Raw genomic sequence first — 20,422 nt, 5'->3', positions numbered from 1 at the left:
CTAGCGACGTTTTTCAGGAAGCAATGCCGCCTTCTCTTCTGAAATCCACCATGTATCGATACCTAAATCGTATTTAGGCAATACATCTGGACGCTCAAACTTGTCCCACATTGCTACGCGATATTCACCAACGTGCCATTGCGGGATGTTGTAGAAATTCCACTGCAATACTCGGTCCAGTGAACGACCGAGAGTAAGAAGCTTTTCAGGATGTTGTTGGTTACGCGCAATTTCTTCTGTTAACGCGTCAACCACTGGATCGATAACACCTGCAGTATTGTAAGTAGAATCAATGTAGTTAGAGTTCCAAACGATCATTAAGTTCGGGCTAGGGTAAGGGTTTGCGGAAAATGACGACGACACCATGTCGAAATCACGATCACGCAAGCGCTTGATGTACTGAGTCGTATCGATGGTACGGATCTTCATCTCAATACCCATGCGCTTAAGGTTCTTTTGAACCGGCGTTGCGATACGTTCCGTGGTTGGGCTGTAAATCAGCAACTCAAATGACATCGGCTTGCCGGTCTTTTCGTTGGTCATCACTTTGTCTTTCAATACCCAACCCGCTTCTTTCAGCAGTTTGAAAGCGGTACGCATTTGGCTACGAATACGGCCGCTGCCATCGGTGACTGAAGGTTGGAATTCTTCGGTAAACACTCGCGCTGGAATCTGATCTTTGTACTGAGACAGCAATTCAACTTCAGCTGCGCTTGGTAAGCCTTTCGCTTCATAGTCGGTGTTCTGGAAATAACTACGAGTACGTTTGTACTGACCATAGAACATGTTCTTGTTCATCCACTCAAAGTCCATCGCATAGGTTAACGCTTCTCGAACTTTAGGATCTGAGAACACAGGAGATTGAATATTGAAGACAAAACCTTGAGTCGTTTCAGGCTTCTCATGGTTGATCTCTTCTTTAATGATGTAGCCTTTATCGAAGTTCGCGCCTGTGTAAGAGTTGGCCCAGAACTTAGCCGAGTTCTCGGTTCGAAGATCGAACTCCCCTGCTTTAAAAGCTTCCAACATTACCGTGTCGTCACGGTAGTAATCGTATTGCACTTGCTTGAAGTTATTACGGCCAACGTTGACTGGTAGGTCTGCTGCCCAGTAGTTTTCATCTAGGCCGTAGGTCACACTTTGCCCAGATTTATAGCTAATGATCTTATAGGGACCACTGCCTACTGGTGGCTCACTTAGAGGTTCAGACAGCTTTCTGTCTTTCCAGAAATGCTTCGGCAACACACGAGTGCTTTGCGCAAAGCTAAACAGCTTCTCGCGGTTTGGCTTGTTCATCTCAATTCGAACAACCAAATCAGAGACAGCCGTTACTGATTCAATCTCTTTGTAATACACGCGATACTGAGGCACACCTTCTTTCGAAAACTTGTCAAAGGTGAAGGCAACATCGTGAGCCGTGATTGGTTTACCATCTTGGAATTTAGCATTTGGGTTGATGTTGATTTCCATCCAAGTGAAATCACTGGCGTAGCGAACCTTTGAAGCAATCAATGGATAGTACGCATCAATCTCGTCGCTCGGAGAAAACATCAAGGTATCGTAAATCTCTCCGGTATAACTTGCAGCAACGCCGCGGGAACCGAATCGATTAAAGCTATCGTAGGTACCTATGCTGCCATAGGTCACTTTGCCCTGCTTTGGCGCATCAGGATTAACGTAATCAAAGTGAGTAAAATCGGCTGGATATTTTGCTTCACCAAAACCAACCAATTGTGTGGTTTCAATAACGGTGACAGCAGGAGTTGATTGGGTACCAGAAGCGTAAGTAACGGAGGGGTGTAAAACAATAAGCGGCAGCATAACTGCACAGGACTTTAAATTAGACCTGAAAAACTGAGTGCGCTGCGAGGCTTTGCGTCGAAAAACTGTTCCCATTTGACTCTCCCTTCAAATGTTATGAATTCGATATTCAAGTTGATTAATCGGCTTTGAATGCATGCCGTTAAAACAAGTATAGGTTCAAATCTAACATCATGTAATAACTAATAAAACCATCAGCACTTCATCTCTGACGGTTTATTTACAAATTACTCGTCACCGCTCGAAACTATTGGATGCAGTTAACGCTGATCGCTTTGATTCCTTTAATTAGCTTGGTGGTGTTGGAAAGCACGGAGATTGCTCTAGCGGGAATGACATAAGCCTCCACGGTTTAGATTCGCTTTGATTCGCTTTGAAAGTGAAATTTAGGTTCTAAATAATCAACAATCTATACTTTACTGGAGTATCCTTGCTGCTTAGGTCTAAATGGAATGACACTTTGAACAAACCAAACCACATAACATTCGCAACGTTCAACCTTCTGAACTATCTCGAACCGCCGAATGCTTACTATGATTTTGAGAACATCTACAGCTTCGATGAATGGCAGAAAAAGCAACATTGGATGGCTGAAGCGATTAGTTCATTAGATTGTGATGTGATTGGCTTTCAAGAGATATTTAGCCCGCAGTCTTTAGAGCAATTGATGAATGAGCTAGGTTATCCATACTTTGCAGTGGTCGATAGCGCAGACGTTGAAGATGATTACCTATACACCTCCCCTGTCGTTGGTATCGCATCCCGCTACCCAATTGAAAATGTACAGCCTGTTACGCCAGATTCGAAGTTACTGACAGCGTTCAACCTTGGAGACAATTTCTCATTCAACAGAACGCCTGTTCATGCCACGATTACGTTACCCCATTTAGGTTCAACCGACTGTTATGTGGTGCACTTCAAATCACAACGTCCGACAGAACCCAAAGCAGAATCTATCGATGTGGATAACGCTCAGCAAGGTGAAAAATCACAAAGTGACACGCTCACTCGCTTCCACCAAGAGCAACTTGGCTCTTGGTTATCTAGCGTGCAGCGCGGCCTTGAAGCTCAGATGCTGCATCAATACATCACCAATCATCGTTACCAAACCGATCAGCCTGTTGTGTTAATGGGTGACTTTAATAAGCCTCTATTCAACGACGAGTTTAAAGGGCTATTAAGTTATTCAATAAACAGAGACGAAAACAGCAAGCATTGGCTTTCCCACTTCCGGTTAAAAGACAGCTGGGATATTTATCATCAATTGCATGAACAAGACTTACTTGAACAACGCAAACCAACCCACTATTACGGTGCCTCTGGTTCTGTTCTGGATTACATTTTAATGTCGAACGAATTTGACTGTCAGAACTCATCAAGCATGATGGAAATCTCTTGCTACACAGTGCTCGACCATCACCTCATCAATCCCAGCTTTGAACACGACCAATTCAGTACTGACCATGCCATCGTTGCTGTCACCGCTCATATCCGTGAAGCCTAGCTATTCGATTACATCTTCAATCGAGAGTTACCTGAGTTGAACATGAAAAAAACCGCAGTCAAAAACTGCGGCCTTCCACTTTAGCCAAACGGGTTGAGCCAACCGACGCCCCATTTAGAAACCGATTTACCGTTTAGCAAAGTGTGAAACTTAGAATGTGTACATTGCGCCAAGATAGAATGAAGCCAATACGATATCTTTCTCTACCTTTTTTCGGTTCCAAGAGTTGCCCTCGTCAACTTCTACTGTAAATGCATCGGCTTCATAACCAAGTCTCAGGCTTAACTCAGAAAGCTTTTCTGGGGTGTACTCAACGCCAAAACCAACTCGTACACCTGCACCTGAATCATCGAAATCAGAACTTGAAGGACGTGAACCGTCTGCATACTTCATATCGAGATCGATTGAAGATAAGCCAATTGTACCAAATGGGCGAACGCCATTATCAAACGTATAACCAAGGTTTGCAGCAATCGAAAAGACTTGAGGAGTCCATGTAAAGCCAGCGTTGCTTCTTAAAGGATATTTAGCAACCACATCACCATAATCCGTGTACTGAAGCTCAAGTGATACAATACGGTTAAACTTATAGCCAGCAATGATACGGTAAGCATTGTCTTCTGCTTCAAACGTCACTGGCTCTTTAATTGATGAAAATAGTCCACCATCATCGACGCCAGAAGTACCAATGGCACCACCTAGATACAAACCACTGTCCGCTGCCATTACATTGTTTGCTGCAAATGCTGACATCATTGCGATGCTTAGAATTAATTTATTGCCCATTACTACTTGACCTTACTTAATGCAAATCAAGATTGTTACGCCTTCCTGTGCTGCACAATCTTGTTAGAGTTACCCGACACCCCGTCGAATTCGCGAACATGATAGGCTCACAGAAAACAAAAAAATAAATAAAAATGTAATCACTTTATAACCCCAGACAACAGAATTAGTTAAAACACCATAAGAGCCTGAATCAAAAAGAAATAAAAAAACACCTAACGTTTGTTTGAACAATCCATTCCCTTCCAAATCATCCGGTTTTTAGGTTTTTCCACCTCGCACTTACGCAAGCTTACTTTCAAGAGTGGCGTGATTTTGCATAATCCACACGCTTTAGTAGCTTGCGACTTAACTCAATCTCAACCATTCAGAATAAGACGAATAGAAACACGATGAACCACACAATAGAGCTCAACGGCTTAATCATTGATACTGACTCTCGAACGATTACTAATGAACAGGGGAATAAAATCACTTTACGCCCTCACCTACTTTCGGTGCTCTGTTTACTAACAGAAAATCTAGGGGATCCCGTTTCTAGGGAAGATATTATTGATATGTGCTGGGAAGGGGAACTCACCTCTCCTCACATACTTGCTAACGTCATCTATAATCTGCGTAATGTTTTTACGCGCTTAAGAACACCAGACATTCAGATAACCACAATCACCAAGTTTGGCTACATTTTGTCGGTTGACCCCACTTAATTAAATTTAAGCGACACTACATTGTGTCAAAACTGTATGGGCAACAAGCCGTAGCGCACTCTTTATATCTCCATGGTGAACGTATTTATGCAATCAATGGCGTTGATTAAGATCACTAAAAAACGCCCCATCGAAACGTTTCGATGATCGTTATCACACTCTAGCAAAGTGAAGAGTGCAAATGATAAATCAAACACTATTATCACTATCGAAACGTTTCGATAGCTTTTCTTGAGTTGTTCTCAACCCATTAAACGTTATTTTTCGATAGGTCGTGATATGAAAAAAAGTACTCTAATTAATTCTGAACTCTCTTACTTAGTGGCGACTCTTGGCCACACAGATGAAATCACGATTTGTGACGCGGGCTTGCCGATTCCAGATCACGTAACTCGTATTGATCTTGCCTTAACTCATGGTGTTCCGAGCTTTCAGCAAACAGTAAAAACCATGCTGGATGAATCTCAGATTGAAGGCGTTGTGATTGCAGAAGAGTTTGCGAAAGTAAGCCCAGACCATCACGCTGCACTGATTGATTTAGTTAAGACAGAAGAAGCGCGTTGCGGCAAATCGCTTTCGATTACTTACATCACTCATGAAGAATTCAAAGAGCGAACGCATGACAGCCGCGCGGTTATTCGCACTGGCGAATGCACGCCATACGCAAATGTTATTTTCCAAGCTGGCGTAACCTTTTAACTCAAGCTTAGCGTTTGAACCTAAGCGCAACGACAGCTCAGTGTCATCACTGAACCAAAACAATCAAATACAACTGGCCCCGAGTAAAGGAACCGACATGACTCAAGCCATTTTAGAACTTAGCTCAATTGAGAAAGCCTTCCCAGGTGTTAAAGCACTAGATAAGGCGAGCCTCAACGTTTACCCAGGGCGCGTAATGGCGTTAATGGGGGAAAACGGTGCAGGTAAATCAACGTTGATGAAAGTGCTTACCGGCATTTACCACTTGGACGGCGGCACTATCGCATACCAAGGTAAACCCGCAGCATTTAAAGGACCACGTGATTCACAACAAGCCGGCATTAGCATCATTCACCAAGAGTTGAACCTAATTCCTGAGCTAACCATCGCCGAGAACATCTTCTTAGGTCGTGAAATCACAGGCACCATGGGACGTATCTTGTGGAACGAAATGTACCAAGAAGCGGACAAGCTACTTAAACGCCTTAACGTAAAACACAGTTCAAAAACTCCTTTAGGTCAGCTAAGCCTTGGTGAGCAGCAAATGGTAGAGATAGCGAAAGCCCTATCGTTTGAATCTAAGGTCATCATCATGGATGAGCCAACGGATGCACTAACCGATACCGAAACTGAGTCTCTATTTAAAGTAATTAACGAACTACGTGATGAAGGCTGTGGCATTGTTTACATCTCTCACCGTTTGAAAGAGATCTTTGAGATTTGTGATGACATCACCGTGCTTCGTGACGGTAAGTTCATTGGACAATGTGAAGTAAAAGACACCGACGAAGATGGTCTAATCGAGATGATGGTTGGCCGTAAACTGGACGAGCAATATCCACGTATCGGACAGAGCCACGGTGAAACCTGCCTTGAAGTGATTGGCCTGACTGGTTCTGGTGTTCATGACGTGAGCTTTACTCTAAAGCGCGGCGAGATTCTTGGTGTATCTGGCCTAATGGGTGCAGGTCGTACCGAACTGATGAAAGTGATTTACGGTGCCCTTCCAAGTGAACGCGGCGTCATCAACCTAGAAAACAAAACCATCAACCCGGTAAGCCCGAAAGATGGCTTGGCGAATGGCATTGCTTACATCTCTGAAGACCGTAAAGGCGATGGCTTAGTTCTAGGGCTTTCAGTGAAAGAGAATATGTCTTTATGTTCACTTGACCTACTGACAAAGAGCGGTCAAATCCAACATAAAGACGAAGTGATCGCCGTGGATGACTTCATCAAGCTCTTCAACATCAAAACCCCGACTCGCGAGCAAATCATTGGCAACCTTTCTGGTGGTAACCAACAGAAAGTGGCTATCGCTAAAGGCTTGATGACCAAACCAAAAGTACTGATTCTCGATGAACCAACGCGTGGTGTCGATGTCGGTGCTAAGAAAGAGATTTACCAACTCATTAATAAGTTTAAAGCCGACGGCATGAGCATTATTTTGGTCTCATCTGAAATGCCAGAAGTGTTAGGAATGAGTGACCGCATCATGGTGATGCATGAAGGCCGTGTAAGCGGTGAATTTGATGCTAAAGAAGCAAACCAAGAATTATTACTGGCGTGTGCGGTCGGTAAAAAGATCAACGAGGACGCAGCATGAGTACTAAAACCATGAGCAAAACAACTGAAACTGAAGCGCCAAAGAAAAAACCATTAATCAGCAAAGAGTGGCTGATTGATCAAAAGTCATTGATTGCTTTGATCTTCCTGATTGTTGTCGTTTCTTTCTTAAACCCGAACTTCTTTACTGTCGACAACATCCTGAACATTCTGCGCCAAACCTCGGTTAACGCGATTATCGCTGTGGGTATGACGTTGGTTATCTTAACCGCGGGTATCGACTTGAGTGTTGGTTCTGTACTGGCACTTTGTGGTGCGTTCGCAGCCAGCATGATTGGTATGGAAATCCCTGTCATGATCGCAGTACCAACCGCTCTAGTAGCTGGTGCAGCATTAGGTGCTATTAGCGGTGTGATTATCGCTAAGGGTAAAGTTCAAGCCTTCATCGCAACGCTTGTAACCATGACACTACTTCGCGGCGTAACCATGGTTTACACCGACGGTCGCCCTATCTCAACAGGCTTCACTGACACAGCAGACGCATTCGCTTGGTTCGGTACAGGCTACGCAATGGGCATCCCAGTTCCAGTATGGATCATGGTCGTGGTGTTCGCAGCAGTATGGTACCTATTAAACCACACACGTTTTGGTCGCTACGTTTACGCACTGGGTGGCAACGAATCAGCAACTCGCCTATCAGGCATCGACGTAGACAAAGTGAAAATCGGCGTTTACGCAATCTGTGGCCTGCTAGCTGCAGTGGCTGGCATCATCGTGGCCTCTCGCTTGTCATCTGCTCAACCTACCGCAGGTATGGGTTATGAGCTAGACGCCATCGCAGCCGTGGTTCTTGGCGGCACAAGCTTAGCGGGCGGTCGTGGTCGCATCATGGGTACATTGATTGGTGCACTGATAATCGGCTTCCTAAACAACGCCCTCAACCTATTAGACGTATCTTCTTACTACCAGATGATTGCAAAAGCAGTGGTTATTCTTCTGGCAGTATTGGTCGATAACAAAAACAAATAAGACTCTAGTTTGAGTCAATGCAACACCCTGCTTTATCTATAGAAAACCCATAGAAAAAGCACCTTTAATAAAAAGATCTATCAGTAACAAACCTATAAACATTAAATCTATAAATAATGTAACAACGAGCTAGGGTTATCCAACCTAGCTCACCCTACATAAAGGACTTACACCATGAAAAAATTAGCGACTCTTATTTCTGCTGCCCTTCTTTCTACAACAGTATCTGTGTCTGCACAGGCGCAAGATACAATGGCAATCGTTCTGTCTACATTGAATAACCCATTCTTTGTAACCATGAAAGATGGCGCAGAAGCGAAAGCTGAAGAGCTAGGCTACAAGCTTATCGTTCTTGATTCTCAAAACGACCCAAGCAAAGAGCTTTCGAACATTGAAGATCTAACCATTCGTGGTGTTAAGGCAATCCTGATTAACCCTACAGATTCAGATGCAGTATCTAACGCTATTCGTATTGCTAACCGTTCAAACATCCCTGTACTAACGCTAGACCGTGGCGCAAGCCGTGGTGACGTAGTGAGCCACATTGCTTCTGATAACGTAATCGGCGGCGAAATGGCAGGTCACTTCATCATGGAAAAAGTAGGCGAGAAAGCGAAAGTAATCCAACTTGAAGGTATTGCTGGTACTTCTGCTGCTCGTGAACGTGGTGAAGGCTTCATGAACGCAGTAAACGGCAGCGATCTAGAGCTTTTAGCAAGCCAACCTGCTGATTTCGACCGTACTAAAGGCCTGAACGTAATGGAAAACTTGCTTGCAGCTAACCCAGACGTACAAGCAGTATTCGCTCAAAACGATGAAATGGCACTAGGTGCACTTCGCGCAGTTCAAGCTTCAGGTAAAGACGTAATGATCGTTGGCTTTGATGGCACTGAAGACGGCATCGCTGCTGTTAACCGTGGCCTACTTGGCGCAACGGTTGCACAACAGCCTGATCTAATCGGTTCTTTAGGTGTTGAAATGGCAGACAAAGTACTGAAAGGCGAGACAGTAGACGAGTACGTACCTGTACCTCTAAAAATCATCGCTAAGTAATTGAATCCAATATCGATTAAATAAAGAAAAAAATAGAGCGACACATAGGCAGGGATTCCCCTATCCCTGCCTTATTAAACCAACCCAGACAGTGCATCGCTGTTTCTCATAAGCCGTCTAACAAGGCGAGCAGTTAACGCAACAAGAATTTACGTAATGAGAAAGACCCATGCATTTTCAAATACGATATATCATAAGGCTCGTATCATGACTCAACTGATTGTTTTAGGTAGCGTTAACGCTGACCACGTACTGCAAGTTCCTTCGTTCCCTCGTCCGGGTGAAACCTTGATTGGCGGTAACTATCAGGTCATCCCTGGCGGCAAAGGCGCAAACCAAGCGGTCGCTGCAGCAAGATTAAACGCAGACATTGGCTTTATTGCCTGTGTCGGTGACGACCCATTTGGCATCAATATTCGTCAAGACTTCGCTAAAGATGGCATCAACATCGACGGCGTGATCGTGGCAGACAACACGCCGACAGGCATTGCAATGATTCAAGTATCCGCAACGGGTGAAAACAGCATTTGTCTTTCTGCTGAAGCCAACAACAAGCTGACTTACGACCAAATTGAACCGCACCTAGAGAAGATTCGCAGTGCTAAATACCTGCTGACTCAGCTTGAAACTCCGATTGAAGGTATTGAATACGCAGCAAAAGTAGCAAAAGAGAGCGGCACTCAAGTGATTCTTAATCCGGCTCCTGCTCGTCCATTATCAGATTCATTGCTTGCTTGTGTTGATGTGATTACACCCAACGAAACAGAAGCAGAAGTGCTGACGGGCATTACCGTGACGGACAATGCATCTGCTCATCAGGCAGCTTTGGCTCTGCACGCGAAAGGCATCGAAACGGTAATGATCACGCTAGGCGCAAAAGGCGTTTGGGTTAGTCATCGTGGTCAAGGTAATGAAGCTAGCGAAGGTGAATTAATCGCAGGCTTCCGCGTTGAAGCAACGGACACAACCGCTGCTGGTGATACTTTCAATGGCGCATTAGTCACAGGCTTACTTGAAGACATGCCATTAGAACGTGCGATCAAGTTTGCTCACGCTGCCGCTGCCATTTCAGTGACTCGCTTTGGCGCTCAAACGTCGATTCCAAGCCGTGCTGAAACCGATGCGTTTTTGGCAGAGCAACTGTCTGCTTAGCTTGATACCTATTTGAAGGGTTAACTCTTGAGCTAAACCGTAGTTAACGGATGTAAGCCTTCAAATTCGGTAACAACAAATATCAAGCATAAGCCCCTGTTTTCAGGCAGAATATCGCCCAACGTGGAAAAGTGATTCCCACAAGGATTTTATATGGCAACAATGAAAGACATCGCTCGGGTTGCAAAGGTTTCAACGTCTACCGTGAGCCATGTGATGAACAAATCACGTTTTGTCAGTGAAGAGATTGCTGAGCGTGTTAACAGTGCGGCCAAAGAACTCAACTACGCGCCGTCTGCATTAGCTCGCAGCTTAAAAATGAAGCAAACCAAAACCTTGGGCATGCTGGTTACCACCTCTACCAACCCATTCTTTGGTGAAGTAGTGAAAGGTGTTGAACGTCGTTGTTATGAGAAAGGCTACAACCTTATCTTGTGTAATACAGAAGGCGATAGCGAACGCATGAAATCCTCGATCGACACCTTGCTGCAAAAGCGTGTTGATGGCTTGATGCTGATGTGTTCAACGCTTGAAGGTCAACATATCGATGTGTTCGAGCGCTACCCAGAGTTACCTGTCGTGGTAATGGACTGGGGTCCAATGCTGTTCGCAAGTGATAAAATCCAAGACAACTCGCATCAAGGTGGCTACATGGCAACCAAACACCTGATCGATAATGGTCACTCGGATATTGGCTGTATTACTGGCCCACTGCATCGCAACCAAGCCTCTTCTCGTTATCAAGGCTATAAACAAGCAATGGAAGAAGCGAATTTAGAGATCAACCCTAAGTGGATTGTTGAATCAAACTTCGAATGTGATGGTGGCTTTGATTCTTACCAAACATTGAAAGCTCGTGGTCAAATGCCTTCGGCCTTGTTCGTCAGTAATGACATGATGGCGATGGGTGTGATTCATGCGGCAGCTCAAGATGGCACATTGATTCCAAATGACCTGTCTATCATTGGCTACGATGACATCCACTTATCTAAGTACATGACACCCGCTTTAAGCACAATCCACCAGCCAAAGCACCGTTTAGGTAAAGCGGCGGTCGATACCCTGTTAAGCCGACTACAAACGCCAGACGCCTACCCGCAAGTCGTTGAACTAGAACCGACTCTTGTAGAGCGAAGCAGCGTAAAAGCGATTTAGGGCTCAGCCCTCCACAGACTAAATCACAAAGGGCAAGGTTATCTAACCTTGCCCTTTTCGATTCTATTGCGTTTACTTGTCTTGTTAACGATTCAACGCAGACGCTATCTGTTGTATTTCATCTAACACATCAACACCATTGTATTGAGGCGCAATAGACAAGTCTTGAATATTAATCGTTTCAACAGACTGATGCTCACTGAGTTGAAGCATTAAGTCTCCCTTCGGTGAATAGGTTCTACTGCCGCCACAATATGTCGCGGTAAAGGCATCAACCACATCTTGCCCGACGCGATTACAGGTCACGATATGACACCCTTCTTCTAACGCTCTTGCTTGTGCAATGGCAAAGCTATGATGACCACCAAAATTCGCAGGATGGAGAATAACGTCTACCGACTGATACGGTCTCATGATCTCCGGGAACCATATATCAAAGCAAATCGCGACACCGAACTTCAAGCCTTTGTATTCAAAAGTAAGAAGTTCATTTCCTCTAGAAAAGTACTCTTTGTCGAATTTCGTTTGACTGACTTTTCTGTATTTATGACGCAAACCTGAACCATCAACCACCACAACGCTATTGTAATACTGACCATTATCTTCCTCAGCGACACCCGCAACGATTAACGTCTGATGTTTCGTGGCAAGCGCAGTTAATGAATCAATGGTCGGGCTGTTATTGAAGTCTTCACACAGTTCATGAATTTCTGCGGCATCGTTAAAGATATATCCAGTAGAGAACAGTTCAGGCAGCAACGTGATATCACCCACTGCCGTCTCAGCTTCCAAAAGCTCAGAGACTCGCGAGATGTTCATTTGTTTATTTTTGTATTCAACTTCAAGCTGGACAAGAGTGACGCTGACACTATTCAAAATCGAATCCTTACTCGGTAACACTTCAAACTTGAGACTAAGAACGACAGGGTAAGATAATCCCCCATCGCTTGCTGACTCGAGCGCCAATGGTTGAAGCAAGCGCACACTCTCATAAGCACTCAGTTCATATACTTCATCAGCTTGGGCTCTGGCAAAACTGGTGGTGTGCTGTCCATGTAGGTTAAGAAGTTTTCCCACACCTCATGCGTTCTTTGTTTAGTCAGCTTAGTTTTGCAAGAAAGCGCCATAAGACCTCGAATTGAACCATCACGCCATTGGGTATACACCGAGTCACAATGTGCCGTCATGTAAGCTTGCCAACTGTCTTGAGCCATCTTGATTGAGCTAACCAACTCCGCATCATAAGCATTGTGTTCAAAGCTCGCTTCAAGGTATTGATCAAGCTCCACTTGTGCAGTATCCAACTCAATCGACGCACAGTGATTGATCTCTATGGTATTCATTGCATTCTCGCAATCGACAACATCATCGGATGCTGATGCAAGCAAAGGTAAACACGTTAATAACACGACCGTTAAAGCCTTTTTCATTATTTATCCCCTAATTCAAAAGCACATATATGCGCCCTATTAATGCCAAGCATTACGAATCTTAACGACATAAGACGCCAATTGTTGATAACTGCGTTTAGGATTATGTCCAAAAACCACAAGAGCATACAACCACAGAACAAGAAGCATGGAAAACAAACCTGACTGGAAACCATCTAGGTACAACTCAGGTAGCAAGTCGACTACCTTTTGATAGTTCACAATTGAAATTGTTGTTTTACTGCTAATCAACTCATATGTTAAGCTTATTGGGCCCACTAAGGCCCAAACTAAAAACCATGACACGCCTGCGACAGGCACTAAACTCAGTAGCGGCTTAAGTTGCTTAACCGGGAAAATGAAATACAAGAGCATAATCAAATACAGAGCGGCTAAAAATAAGCTCCATGCGTGAACACTGACTTCAAAAATCCGATAACGCTCATCGACATACATGATTAACACTACCGCCCCCAATACACCAAGCGATAATAATTTTCCCACATACCTCGTTCTAGAAAACCTAATCAATACATAACCAATCACAAGAAGAAAGCACGAAAGCCAAGCTAACACTTCTGGTTTGGTCTCAAAAAGACGTGGTGTTGCGGAATTAGACAAGATAAAGATCGCGTAGGTAGGAGCAATCATCAGAAACGCGATAAACACACGCACCAACATCCAAATCATATTTTTAATCATTACGCTCAAATCCACTCACTCGCATTATTTCAAAAATTACAGTTTTCAATTTGATGATAAAAACCGGTAACAATCCGCTTCATCAAAAAACGCAAAAGTACTGAACAAAAAAACGACACTCTTAACCTTGGAAGCATATCTAACATCCTGATTTCTATAGTGCGACCATGCGTTACGCTATTTATATCAATAACTCAGACTTTTGTTCACACTATTTATGCATAAGCTTGCGTTATTATCGTTAAATTTATAAATTAAGTTGCATGCACACACCAATCGGTCACGCTTCTCTTAATATGGATATCAAGTACCAGCATTTTGCCAAAACTTCGTTCTTCTTTGCCATTTCTTTCTTTTTTTTCATGGCATTGCTCATTCCTTTGACACCTTCTCATTACCAAACGTTAACCGAAGACACATCAAGGTTAGTAGAAACGAGGTTAGAAGGGATTCAATCAAGGTTCGACCGTTTTTTATCTGAAATTACCCCAGATCAGCCTTGCGACACGATTGTTAGACAACTTCGACAAAACGTTTTTGAAGCTGATTGGGTGAAAGAAGCCGCGGTGTTCGACAAAGAGAACCGATTTTACTGTTCAACCACTGATGGTGAAGTTTCATTTCGCCTATACAACACCATCAGGCAGCGGCTCAATGAAGCCCCAAATTTAACCACCTTATCGTATTCAAACTCAGCGATTACTAAGGTGCAATCCATCATGCTGATATTCTCGACTAAGGAAGGCTCGGGAGTGAGCCTGATGATTCCTCCGCACTTCATCTTTGAGCTTGTAGAAGCTAATTTGAGTAGCCATGGCATTAACTCTAAAGTTGAGGTGATCAAAAGAGACATTCACCCTACCGACCTCGGCTCATACAACGCGACGGTACGGATACAGTCAGACATCTACCCATTCACCGTCACCTCATATATTGGTTATCAGTATTATATTAACTTCATGCTGAGTCACTTATGGTTTGGCTTTCTTATGGCGGGAATTACGACCATTATTCGCCTTTCCCTCAAGCATAAAAAACAGAGCCAACGTAGCTTAGAATATTCGCTATCCAGTGCTCTGAAAAACAAACACCTACATGTTCACATGCAACCTATCGTTAATCAAAGCACCAATAAGATCGTAGGCTGTGAGTCATTATTAAGATGGAACGATCCAATTGAAGGTAACGTCTCCCCTGCTATCTTCATTCCATTGGCTGAAAGTTTAGGCTTGATTGAGAAGCTGACCTATTTCGTGCTGCATGAAGTGTTAACGACATTGAAAAGTAATCAAGAGGTATTTGCATCAAAGTACATCAGCGTCAACATCAGCCGAAACGTTGTATCCAACAGTAACTTCACGAATAAAGTGATTAGCATCTTTAAAAGACACCCTGAGATTCTCAAGCAAGTGGTTTTCGAGGTGACAGAGGATGGTGAGTGTTCTGATGCCGATATGGTCAAAATTAAGGACAACTTGCAAAAGCTATCTGATCTTGGTGTAAGAATTGCCATAGATGACTTTGGTACTGGCTACGCAGGATTAGACTTTGTAAGGCAATTTCCGTTCAGTATTCTCAAGATTGATCGCGTGTTCGTGAAAAACATATCCGACGAATCCAGTTTTGGTATCCCACTATTAGAATCCATGCTTCAGCTATCACGCACCTTAGGCATGCAAGTCATAGTTGAAGGCGTTGAGTACGAGTCGCAACTGAAGATCTTGTCGAAACTAGGCGTCGACTACATCCAAGGCTTCTACTTCTATAAACCAATGCCAATAAGTCTCGCCATTAGCTTGATCAAACAGCAAGATTTTGAATCAGATAAAGTTGAGAAACAAACAAACCAGACATTTCTTGCTACATAAGGCACTGAAAAAAATATAACACAAAGACTATAGATATCCTTTGATAAACATTTAATTCATCGCATCATTGGTGCATCACAAGGGATATCATGGAAAAGAAACTTCAAATCAAACTGGAGCCTAGCCTGCTGCTACTGAGAATTGGCATTTTGATCGTCTTCTTGTTCAGGGGCTTGGATAAGCTCCTTGTCCCTGAGCACGCGACATTCTAATTTGAAGCATGTTAGCCCACTACTAGGAGTGTGGTAACTCGAATTGGGTTCACTCTTAATTACTTGTTATACAAAGTTATCTACCTGACCAATAATCCATAACTTTCGGATATGCATGATATCTAAGTCCGTATAAAATAATCCCAGCAATTGCAGACTGACATGCTAGATTGATTACCACTTGAGTGAGCTTAGGCTGATCGATTGCATAAAAATGAATGGCAACCCAAGGGGCAAACGCAATCATACTTGATATAAAAACATTCCCTCTTTGATACTTCATGATAAACCAAGTTTGAAAAGCAGGAATTATTAGAAAGCCTCCCATCATCGTTAGAATTACACTCAAAATCCCAGCAAAAAAAGCCGTTATAGATGAAGCCAATAAATGCATTAACAACTTAGCAATACGATTTAGCACTCTACCTCCCTTTCTATATAACGAATAACATGGATTTCCCCTTCCGAGGTTCTACAATATTTATGTGGTATCTATTTCTGCGCTATCTAACTAGCTAAAAACCACTTTAGCCTTCATGCCGTAAACCAAAATGGTAAGGTCATACTTCATAACTCGGTAACCCACTCTAAATTGCGGACTACAATAGCAAATATGTCACTCATGCGTATAAGCGTGAGGCCTGTGGTGGTTATCACAACCTTACCTTGGCCTCACTTGTCTTGAGAGAAACCTCAAAGCAATGTGCCCTTCAAGCCTAATCGTACAGTTTACTTAATAAAATGGTGCCGGGATTGCTCAACACTCAGGGATTTAGTGTTGCTAGCGTGAAGCCTTAATCCTTATTCGTTTATGTGGATATCAGCTAGCATGCGTTGAAAGGTGGTTCTGTTCTATAAAAATATGCCATTGCAATCTTCATGGCCATCCATCCTTCATATGTGAACATATCTTGGGGGGCATTTAAAGGGAACTCGATATATTTATAAAGTGGATTACTTTCATCAACACTCTCAATACTAATAAATTCCCAATTCTCCTCCGCCATTTTCATTTCAGATTGAATACTAGCAATATCTAATGTAGTTTCAGCAATAAAAAATAACTGGGGTTTACCTCCTCGGACGAGCTCCCTTGTAAACGCAAGCGGTATTAGGCTATATTGATCTGGTCTAAGTCCAATTTCACTTTTTATTTCCTTTTCTATTCCTTTACAGAAAAAGTCGAATGATAAGGTATTCGTAATAGTATCATTTTCATTCCATGCAAAAACCCCAGATGCAGAGCAATGGAATTTACCTAGGCCGTTATCCATTATAGCTTGTTCATTCCCACGAATGGGTATCAGTACTTCTTTTGTATTTGGATTAACGACAATAGCAGCCACACCTAGAGTATTTGAAAGTATTGATGATCTTAGAGGAGTAATTAGACCATGATGAGCTTTTTCATAATCATTTCGAATCGTTAGTAATGGGTCTTCCCCTAATACACCAGAAGCCCAATCTAAAGTTAGATTCGTTGCGACTTGATCAAAGTAAGTAGCTGGTTGGATATGAATTTTGTTTTCCGTTATATCAAAATTAGTGATACGTATTGAGTAATCGTTTTGCCACTCGCCTGATGTATCATCAATTTTTATCTTGCCTAAGGCTTTAAATAGTTCTACTGCTTTTTCTGAATGTTCTTTTAAATAGTCGGGAACCTGGTATTTCGCGTCAATAAAACACACTTCTAAATCATCTACATTTTTTCCATAAGAAAAGCCTTTATTTCCTTTTCTTAGAGGTATGGTTTCAGCATATGGTGCGCGACAGAATTTATATTCTTTTTCTAACTCATATTGACTATAGAATTTAACCAAATTATTAGTGTTAGATTCGACAAAAAGACCGATTTTATCTTGAGCATTTATTCCAGTTCTAGTCCGTTTTATCTTCCCTTTTTCAACTAAAGGAATGTTCGCAGCGAACCCTCCCACAAATGGAACGCTAAGCTGTATAGTTGGATTTTCTTCTTTATAACGTTTCCAAAACCTCTTTAGACTTCCGATTACTGCTTTCATTCAAAACCCTCGATGTTAAAATCCATATTACGAATGACATGGATCCCCCCCTTTCGAGGTTCTGCCACATTTATGCGGTACCTATTTCTACGGTATCGACCTAGCTAAAAACCACTTTAGCCCTCATACCACAGGCCAAAATAGTAAGTCCTGCTTCATAAAGCATCACCCACTTTAACCTACTGACTACAATAGTAAATATGCCATTCATGCGTATAGGCGCTGAAGCGTGTGACAATGCACAATATTGGACAGAACACTAAATAAACTAGGTCATACGGCCGTATTTTTAATATTGATTTTGGCATGTGTAAAGCTTGAGCCAACTCACTTAGCAGAAAGACAACGAGAACAAGGCTGGGGGCATTTGTGGAATAAGAATAAACATGGCGACAATAAACAGCAAATGACTAGCGGCTTGATAAGATGACTATCACAACCTTACCTTGGCCTCACTCGCCTTGAGAGAAACCTCAACACGATGTGCCCTTCAAACCTAATCGTACAGTTTGCTTAACAAAGTGACTTTGGGCTTATGCAAGCTTCAGGGGTAAATGCTGACTGTGCAACATCTCACCCCTTCTGAATTAGGATTACCTTTAATTCTCTAATGCTACTTAGCTCTCATATCTAAAATAGGCATATTTTCACCACCCAACATTGTTGCTGGCAGCTTTCCGTCCCAATTTTGAGCTTCGGTCAGTTTAATGATTAATGGGTTATCCCCAAGAGCTTTGGCCTTTGCATTAATCGCTTCTGCTTCAGCAAAACCTTTTAATTTAATCGCCTTCGCTTCAGCTATAGCGATAAGCTCAATACCATCAGCTTCGGCTTTTGCCGTATTTACGGCTCTTTGAGCTTCTAAGTTTTGTCTAGCCAGTTTATGTTTCTCTGCTGCGGCTAAGTTTTTCTCAGTCTGCTTAGTCTCGATTGAGGTAAGGTATTTTTTTGGTAGGGCTATATTTTCAATCTGTATATTATCTACGCTTACTGGAAACGCGGCCATTTCTTCAATTAAGTTTGATTCAATTGCCTGAATAGCACTTGCTCTATCTTGAATCAGTTGCTCTGCATCATACTTGGGAATCACATCCTTAGTTGCTGACCTAAACCTAGGGTCAAGAATGCGAGCTTCAAACTGTGGAAGACCGCCATACTGTCTAAAGAGATCTAACGCTGCAGATTTGTCTACCGTCTAGTTAACGGATACGACGACCGTGACTGGCATCTGCTCTTTTGTGCTTGAGGCCATTTTCTCTTCATTCTTGCGTGTCCGAACTTCAATCTCTTCAACGCTGTCGATAAACGGAACTTTAAAATGTAAACCTGGGCTTACCTGTGTTTTCGCTTCACTAAAGCGCTTAACAATACCAATGTGCCCCTCATTAACAGTATAAACGGAACTAAAGAGAACAAAAGCAACGGCAATTCCGGCACCTACCTTCTTAATAGGTAAGTTAAGTTTCTTCATTTCTACAGCTTGTTTCATGCTTTTTACCAACCAACTTATTATATGTGTAAATAATCAATATCAATCCTAACGCCCGTAAGAAAGTGAGCCCCACAGAGCTAACCAAGTACACGGTACTTTTATCATAACCGCCGAGCGTAACGCATCATATTAGTCCTTATTTTTATTACTTGCCTGTTTTATATTCCATCACGAGCCTTACTATTTCATCGAGTTCCTCGCGTTCGTTTGACGAATATAACCCAGACTCTACAACACCAACGTCATCGTTATTGAAAACACCGACACGTAACTCATATTTTTTGGTTAAAAGGTATCCAGCGATGCCAATTATGGAAAACACACCAATACCAGCAAGTGGACGAAAAAGGAAAATAGGTAAACTAAACACAACCGCAATAAAAAACGACCTTGTGATTTTACTTTTAATGCCATGCTCTTTAACGTAGATATTTTCTAACGTATTAAGCTTAAGAGGCTTTGGGCTCTTCCTTGTTACAATCGAATCAGACTCAAGCCAAATATTCTTTTTGCCACTTCCCATTGTTCCTCCTCCATAAAGCCAACCAACTTAAAATACGATAAACCTATCTTTAACAACACCTTACCAATCAATACTTGCAAGGTAAATGATTAATGCGATTAATTCCCATTATCACATCCGATATCGATTCATAATTTGATGGTGACTTTAACCTAGCCGAAAGGCATCGCAAATAAAGAGAATGGCATTTTCGGAATCAGAGGAGATGTGACGACGAAAGAAACAGGAAAATAGCTAAATGATTAATAAGATTGTTATCGCTACCTTATCTTGGGCTTGTTCAACACTTGGGATTTAGTGTTGGCTGCGCAACACCTTAATCCTTATTCGTTATGTGATGTTTTCCAGGCACTAATAGAAGCCAGACATAACCTCTAATGGTAACGATAAAAATTTTTCATTTCTGTTTTTATGGAAATTCACTAAAATCCGAGCTCTTTAATTTACATGATAAGAAAACAACACCAATGAAACACATCGCACTAGCTTTATTTCTAGCTCTTTCAGCTTTTACTGCTTACGCACACTCTGGTGGCACAGACAGTTACGGTTGTCACGTAGACTCACGCACAGGTGTGCGTCATTGTCACTAATTCTACTAATGTACTCGTTCTTCTACATTGATAAAAAACAGTTTCAGAAGAGCAGTTAGAAGAATTAATTTCTCAATGCATGACACCGAGTTGTGTTATGTTATGTCTA

19 protein-coding genes and 3 pseudogenes are annotated in these 20,422 nt (G+C 42.5%); 13 read left to right on the top strand and 9 right to left on the bottom strand.

Annotation, left to right across the window (positions count from 1 at the left end; all coding sequences use genetic code 11):
• On the bottom strand, positions 1-1,896 hold the full coding sequence (locus MED222_RS20295; RefSeq protein ID WP_009844911.1) for an extracellular solute-binding protein: 1,896 nt from the start codon (positions 1,894-1,896) through the stop codon (positions 1-3).
• Positions 1,897-2,281: 385 nt separating this feature from the next.
• Between MED222_RS20295 and MED222_RS20300 the strand changes: the two genes are divergently transcribed.
• A complete protein-coding gene (locus MED222_RS20300) occupies positions 2,282-3,325 on the top strand; it encodes an endonuclease/exonuclease/phosphatase family protein (protein ID WP_009844910.1) in 1,044 nt (347 codons plus the stop codon).
• A gap of 150 nt (positions 3,326-3,475) precedes the next feature.
• On the opposite strand, the gene MED222_RS20305 is transcribed toward MED222_RS20300, so the two are convergent.
• Complete coding sequence (locus MED222_RS20305) at positions 3,476-4,111, bottom strand: porin family protein (protein WP_009844909.1); 636 nt, start codon at positions 4,109-4,111, stop codon at positions 3,476-3,478.
• A 392-nt stretch (positions 4,112-4,503) separates the two neighbouring features.
• Between MED222_RS20305 and MED222_RS20310 the strand changes: the two genes are divergently transcribed.
• The 7 genes from MED222_RS20310 (at position 4,504) to MED222_RS20340 (ending at position 11,469) form a co-directional block, all read left to right on the top strand.
• Positions 4,504-4,818, top strand: a complete 315-nt coding sequence (locus MED222_RS20310; RefSeq protein ID WP_009844908.1) for a winged helix-turn-helix domain-containing protein — start codon at positions 4,504-4,506, stop codon at positions 4,816-4,818.
• 279 nt (positions 4,819-5,097) lie between these two features.
• Entirely contained in the window at positions 5,098-5,517 is a 420-nt protein-coding gene (gene rbsD, locus MED222_RS20315) for a D-ribose pyranase (RefSeq protein WP_009844907.1), read from the top strand.
• A 97-nt stretch (positions 5,518-5,614) separates the two neighbouring features.
• Positions 5,615-7,120: a ribose ABC transporter ATP-binding protein RbsA gene (rbsA, locus tag MED222_RS20320; RefSeq protein WP_009844906.1), complete on the top strand. Its 1,506-nt coding sequence runs from the start codon at positions 5,615-5,617 to the stop codon at positions 7,118-7,120.
• Positions 7,117-8,109 carry a ribose ABC transporter permease gene (rbsC, locus tag MED222_RS20325; RefSeq protein WP_009844905.1) on the top strand — a complete coding sequence of 331 codons (993 nt, stop codon included), beginning with the start codon at positions 7,117-7,119 and terminating at the stop codon, positions 8,107-8,109. The genes rbsA and rbsC overlap by 4 nt, the downstream gene beginning before the upstream one ends.
• A 174-nt stretch (positions 8,110-8,283) precedes the next feature.
• Entirely contained in the window at positions 8,284-9,162 is an 879-nt protein-coding gene (gene rbsB, locus MED222_RS20330; RefSeq protein ID WP_009844904.1) for a ribose ABC transporter substrate-binding protein RbsB, read from the top strand.
• A gap of 207 nt (positions 9,163-9,369) precedes the next feature.
• Positions 9,370-10,314: a ribokinase gene (gene rbsK, locus MED222_RS20335; RefSeq protein WP_009844903.1), complete on the top strand. Its 945-nt coding sequence runs from the start codon at positions 9,370-9,372 to the stop codon at positions 10,312-10,314.
• 153 nt (positions 10,315-10,467) lie between these two features.
• Complete coding sequence (locus tag MED222_RS20340) at positions 10,468-11,469, top strand: substrate-binding domain-containing protein (protein WP_004730338.1); 1,002 nt, start codon at positions 10,468-10,470, stop codon at positions 11,467-11,469.
• An 84-nt stretch (positions 11,470-11,553) separates the two neighbouring features.
• Here the strand turns inward: MED222_RS20340 and MED222_RS20345 are convergent, their stop codons facing one another.
• The 3 genes from MED222_RS20345 to MED222_RS20355 form a co-directional block, all read right to left on the bottom strand.
• Complete coding sequence (locus MED222_RS20345) at positions 11,554-12,345, bottom strand: carbon-nitrogen hydrolase family protein (RefSeq protein WP_032555126.1); 792 nt, start codon at positions 12,343-12,345, stop codon at positions 11,554-11,556.
• Positions 12,346-12,467: 122 nt separating this feature from the next.
• Complete coding sequence (locus tag MED222_RS20350) at positions 12,468-12,899, bottom strand: lysozyme inhibitor LprI family protein (RefSeq protein ID WP_009844901.1); 432 nt, start codon at positions 12,897-12,899, stop codon at positions 12,468-12,470.
• A gap of 39 nt (positions 12,900-12,938) precedes the next feature.
• Entirely contained in the window at positions 12,939-13,601 is a 663-nt protein-coding gene (locus tag MED222_RS20355; RefSeq protein ID WP_083783997.1) for a hypothetical protein, read from the bottom strand.
• Between the two features lie 296 nt (positions 13,602-13,897).
• Here MED222_RS20355 and MED222_RS20360 point away from each other — a divergent pair, with 296 nt between their 5' ends.
• Together MED222_RS20360 and MED222_RS22695 are read left to right on the top strand one after the other, a co-directional pair.
• A complete protein-coding gene (locus MED222_RS20360; protein WP_032555124.1) occupies positions 13,898-15,469 on the top strand; it encodes a cyclic diguanylate phosphodiesterase in 1,572 nt (523 codons plus the stop codon).
• Between the two features lie 89 nt (positions 15,470-15,558).
• Positions 15,559-15,681, top strand: coding sequence for a hypothetical protein (locus MED222_RS22695; RefSeq protein WP_009844898.1), 123 nt, complete (start codon positions 15,559-15,561; stop codon positions 15,679-15,681).
• Between the two features lie 76 nt (positions 15,682-15,757).
• Here MED222_RS22695 and MED222_RS20365 read toward each other — a convergent pair whose 3' ends face one another.
• Positions 15,758-16,102 (bottom strand): hypothetical protein, encoded by a 345-nt coding sequence (locus MED222_RS20365; protein WP_102257611.1) that lies wholly within the window; start codon positions 16,100-16,102, stop codon positions 15,758-15,760.
• 69 nt (positions 16,103-16,171) lie between these two features.
• Between MED222_RS20365 and MED222_RS22260 the strand changes: the two are divergent.
• A pseudogene (locus MED222_RS22260) lies at positions 16,172-16,338 on the top strand (IS110 family transposase); the annotation flags it as partial.
• A 167-nt stretch (positions 16,339-16,505) separates the two neighbouring features.
• Here MED222_RS22260 and MED222_RS20370 read toward each other — a convergent pair.
• Positions 16,506-17,705, bottom strand: a complete 1,200-nt coding sequence (locus MED222_RS20370) for a hypothetical protein (protein WP_009844896.1) — start codon at positions 17,703-17,705, stop codon at positions 16,506-16,508.
• Between the two features lie 61 nt (positions 17,706-17,766).
• On the opposite strand from MED222_RS20370, the pseudogene MED222_RS22580 reads away from it, so the two are divergent.
• Positions 17,767-17,988, top strand: a pseudogene (locus tag MED222_RS22580) (IS110 family transposase); the annotation flags it as partial.
• Positions 17,989-18,318: 330 nt separating this feature from the next.
• Here MED222_RS22580 and MED222_RS21175 read toward each other — a convergent pair.
• Together MED222_RS21175 and MED222_RS20375 are read right to left on the bottom strand one after the other, a co-directional pair.
• Positions 18,319-19,176: pseudogene (locus MED222_RS21175) on the bottom strand (prohibitin family protein).
• Positions 19,177-19,342: 166 nt separating this feature from the next.
• The gene (locus MED222_RS20375) at positions 19,343-19,720 is read right to left on the bottom strand and encodes a hypothetical protein (protein WP_009844893.1); all 378 of its coding nucleotides are present in this window, start codon (positions 19,718-19,720) and stop codon (positions 19,343-19,345) included.
• A 467-nt stretch (positions 19,721-20,187) separates the two neighbouring features.
• Between MED222_RS20375 and MED222_RS22255 the strand changes: the two genes are divergently transcribed.
• Entirely contained in the window at positions 20,188-20,313 is a 126-nt protein-coding gene (locus MED222_RS22255; RefSeq protein WP_102257609.1) for a YHYH domain-containing protein, read from the top strand.
• The last annotated feature ends 109 nt before the right edge of the window (positions 20,314-20,422 follow it).

This window comes from Vibrio sp. MED222, assembly GCF_000153005.1.
Taxonomy (GTDB): Bacteria; Pseudomonadota; Gammaproteobacteria; order Enterobacterales; family Vibrionaceae; genus Vibrio; species Vibrio tasmaniensis_A.
This window is presented reverse-complemented; position numbering and strand designations above follow the sequence as displayed.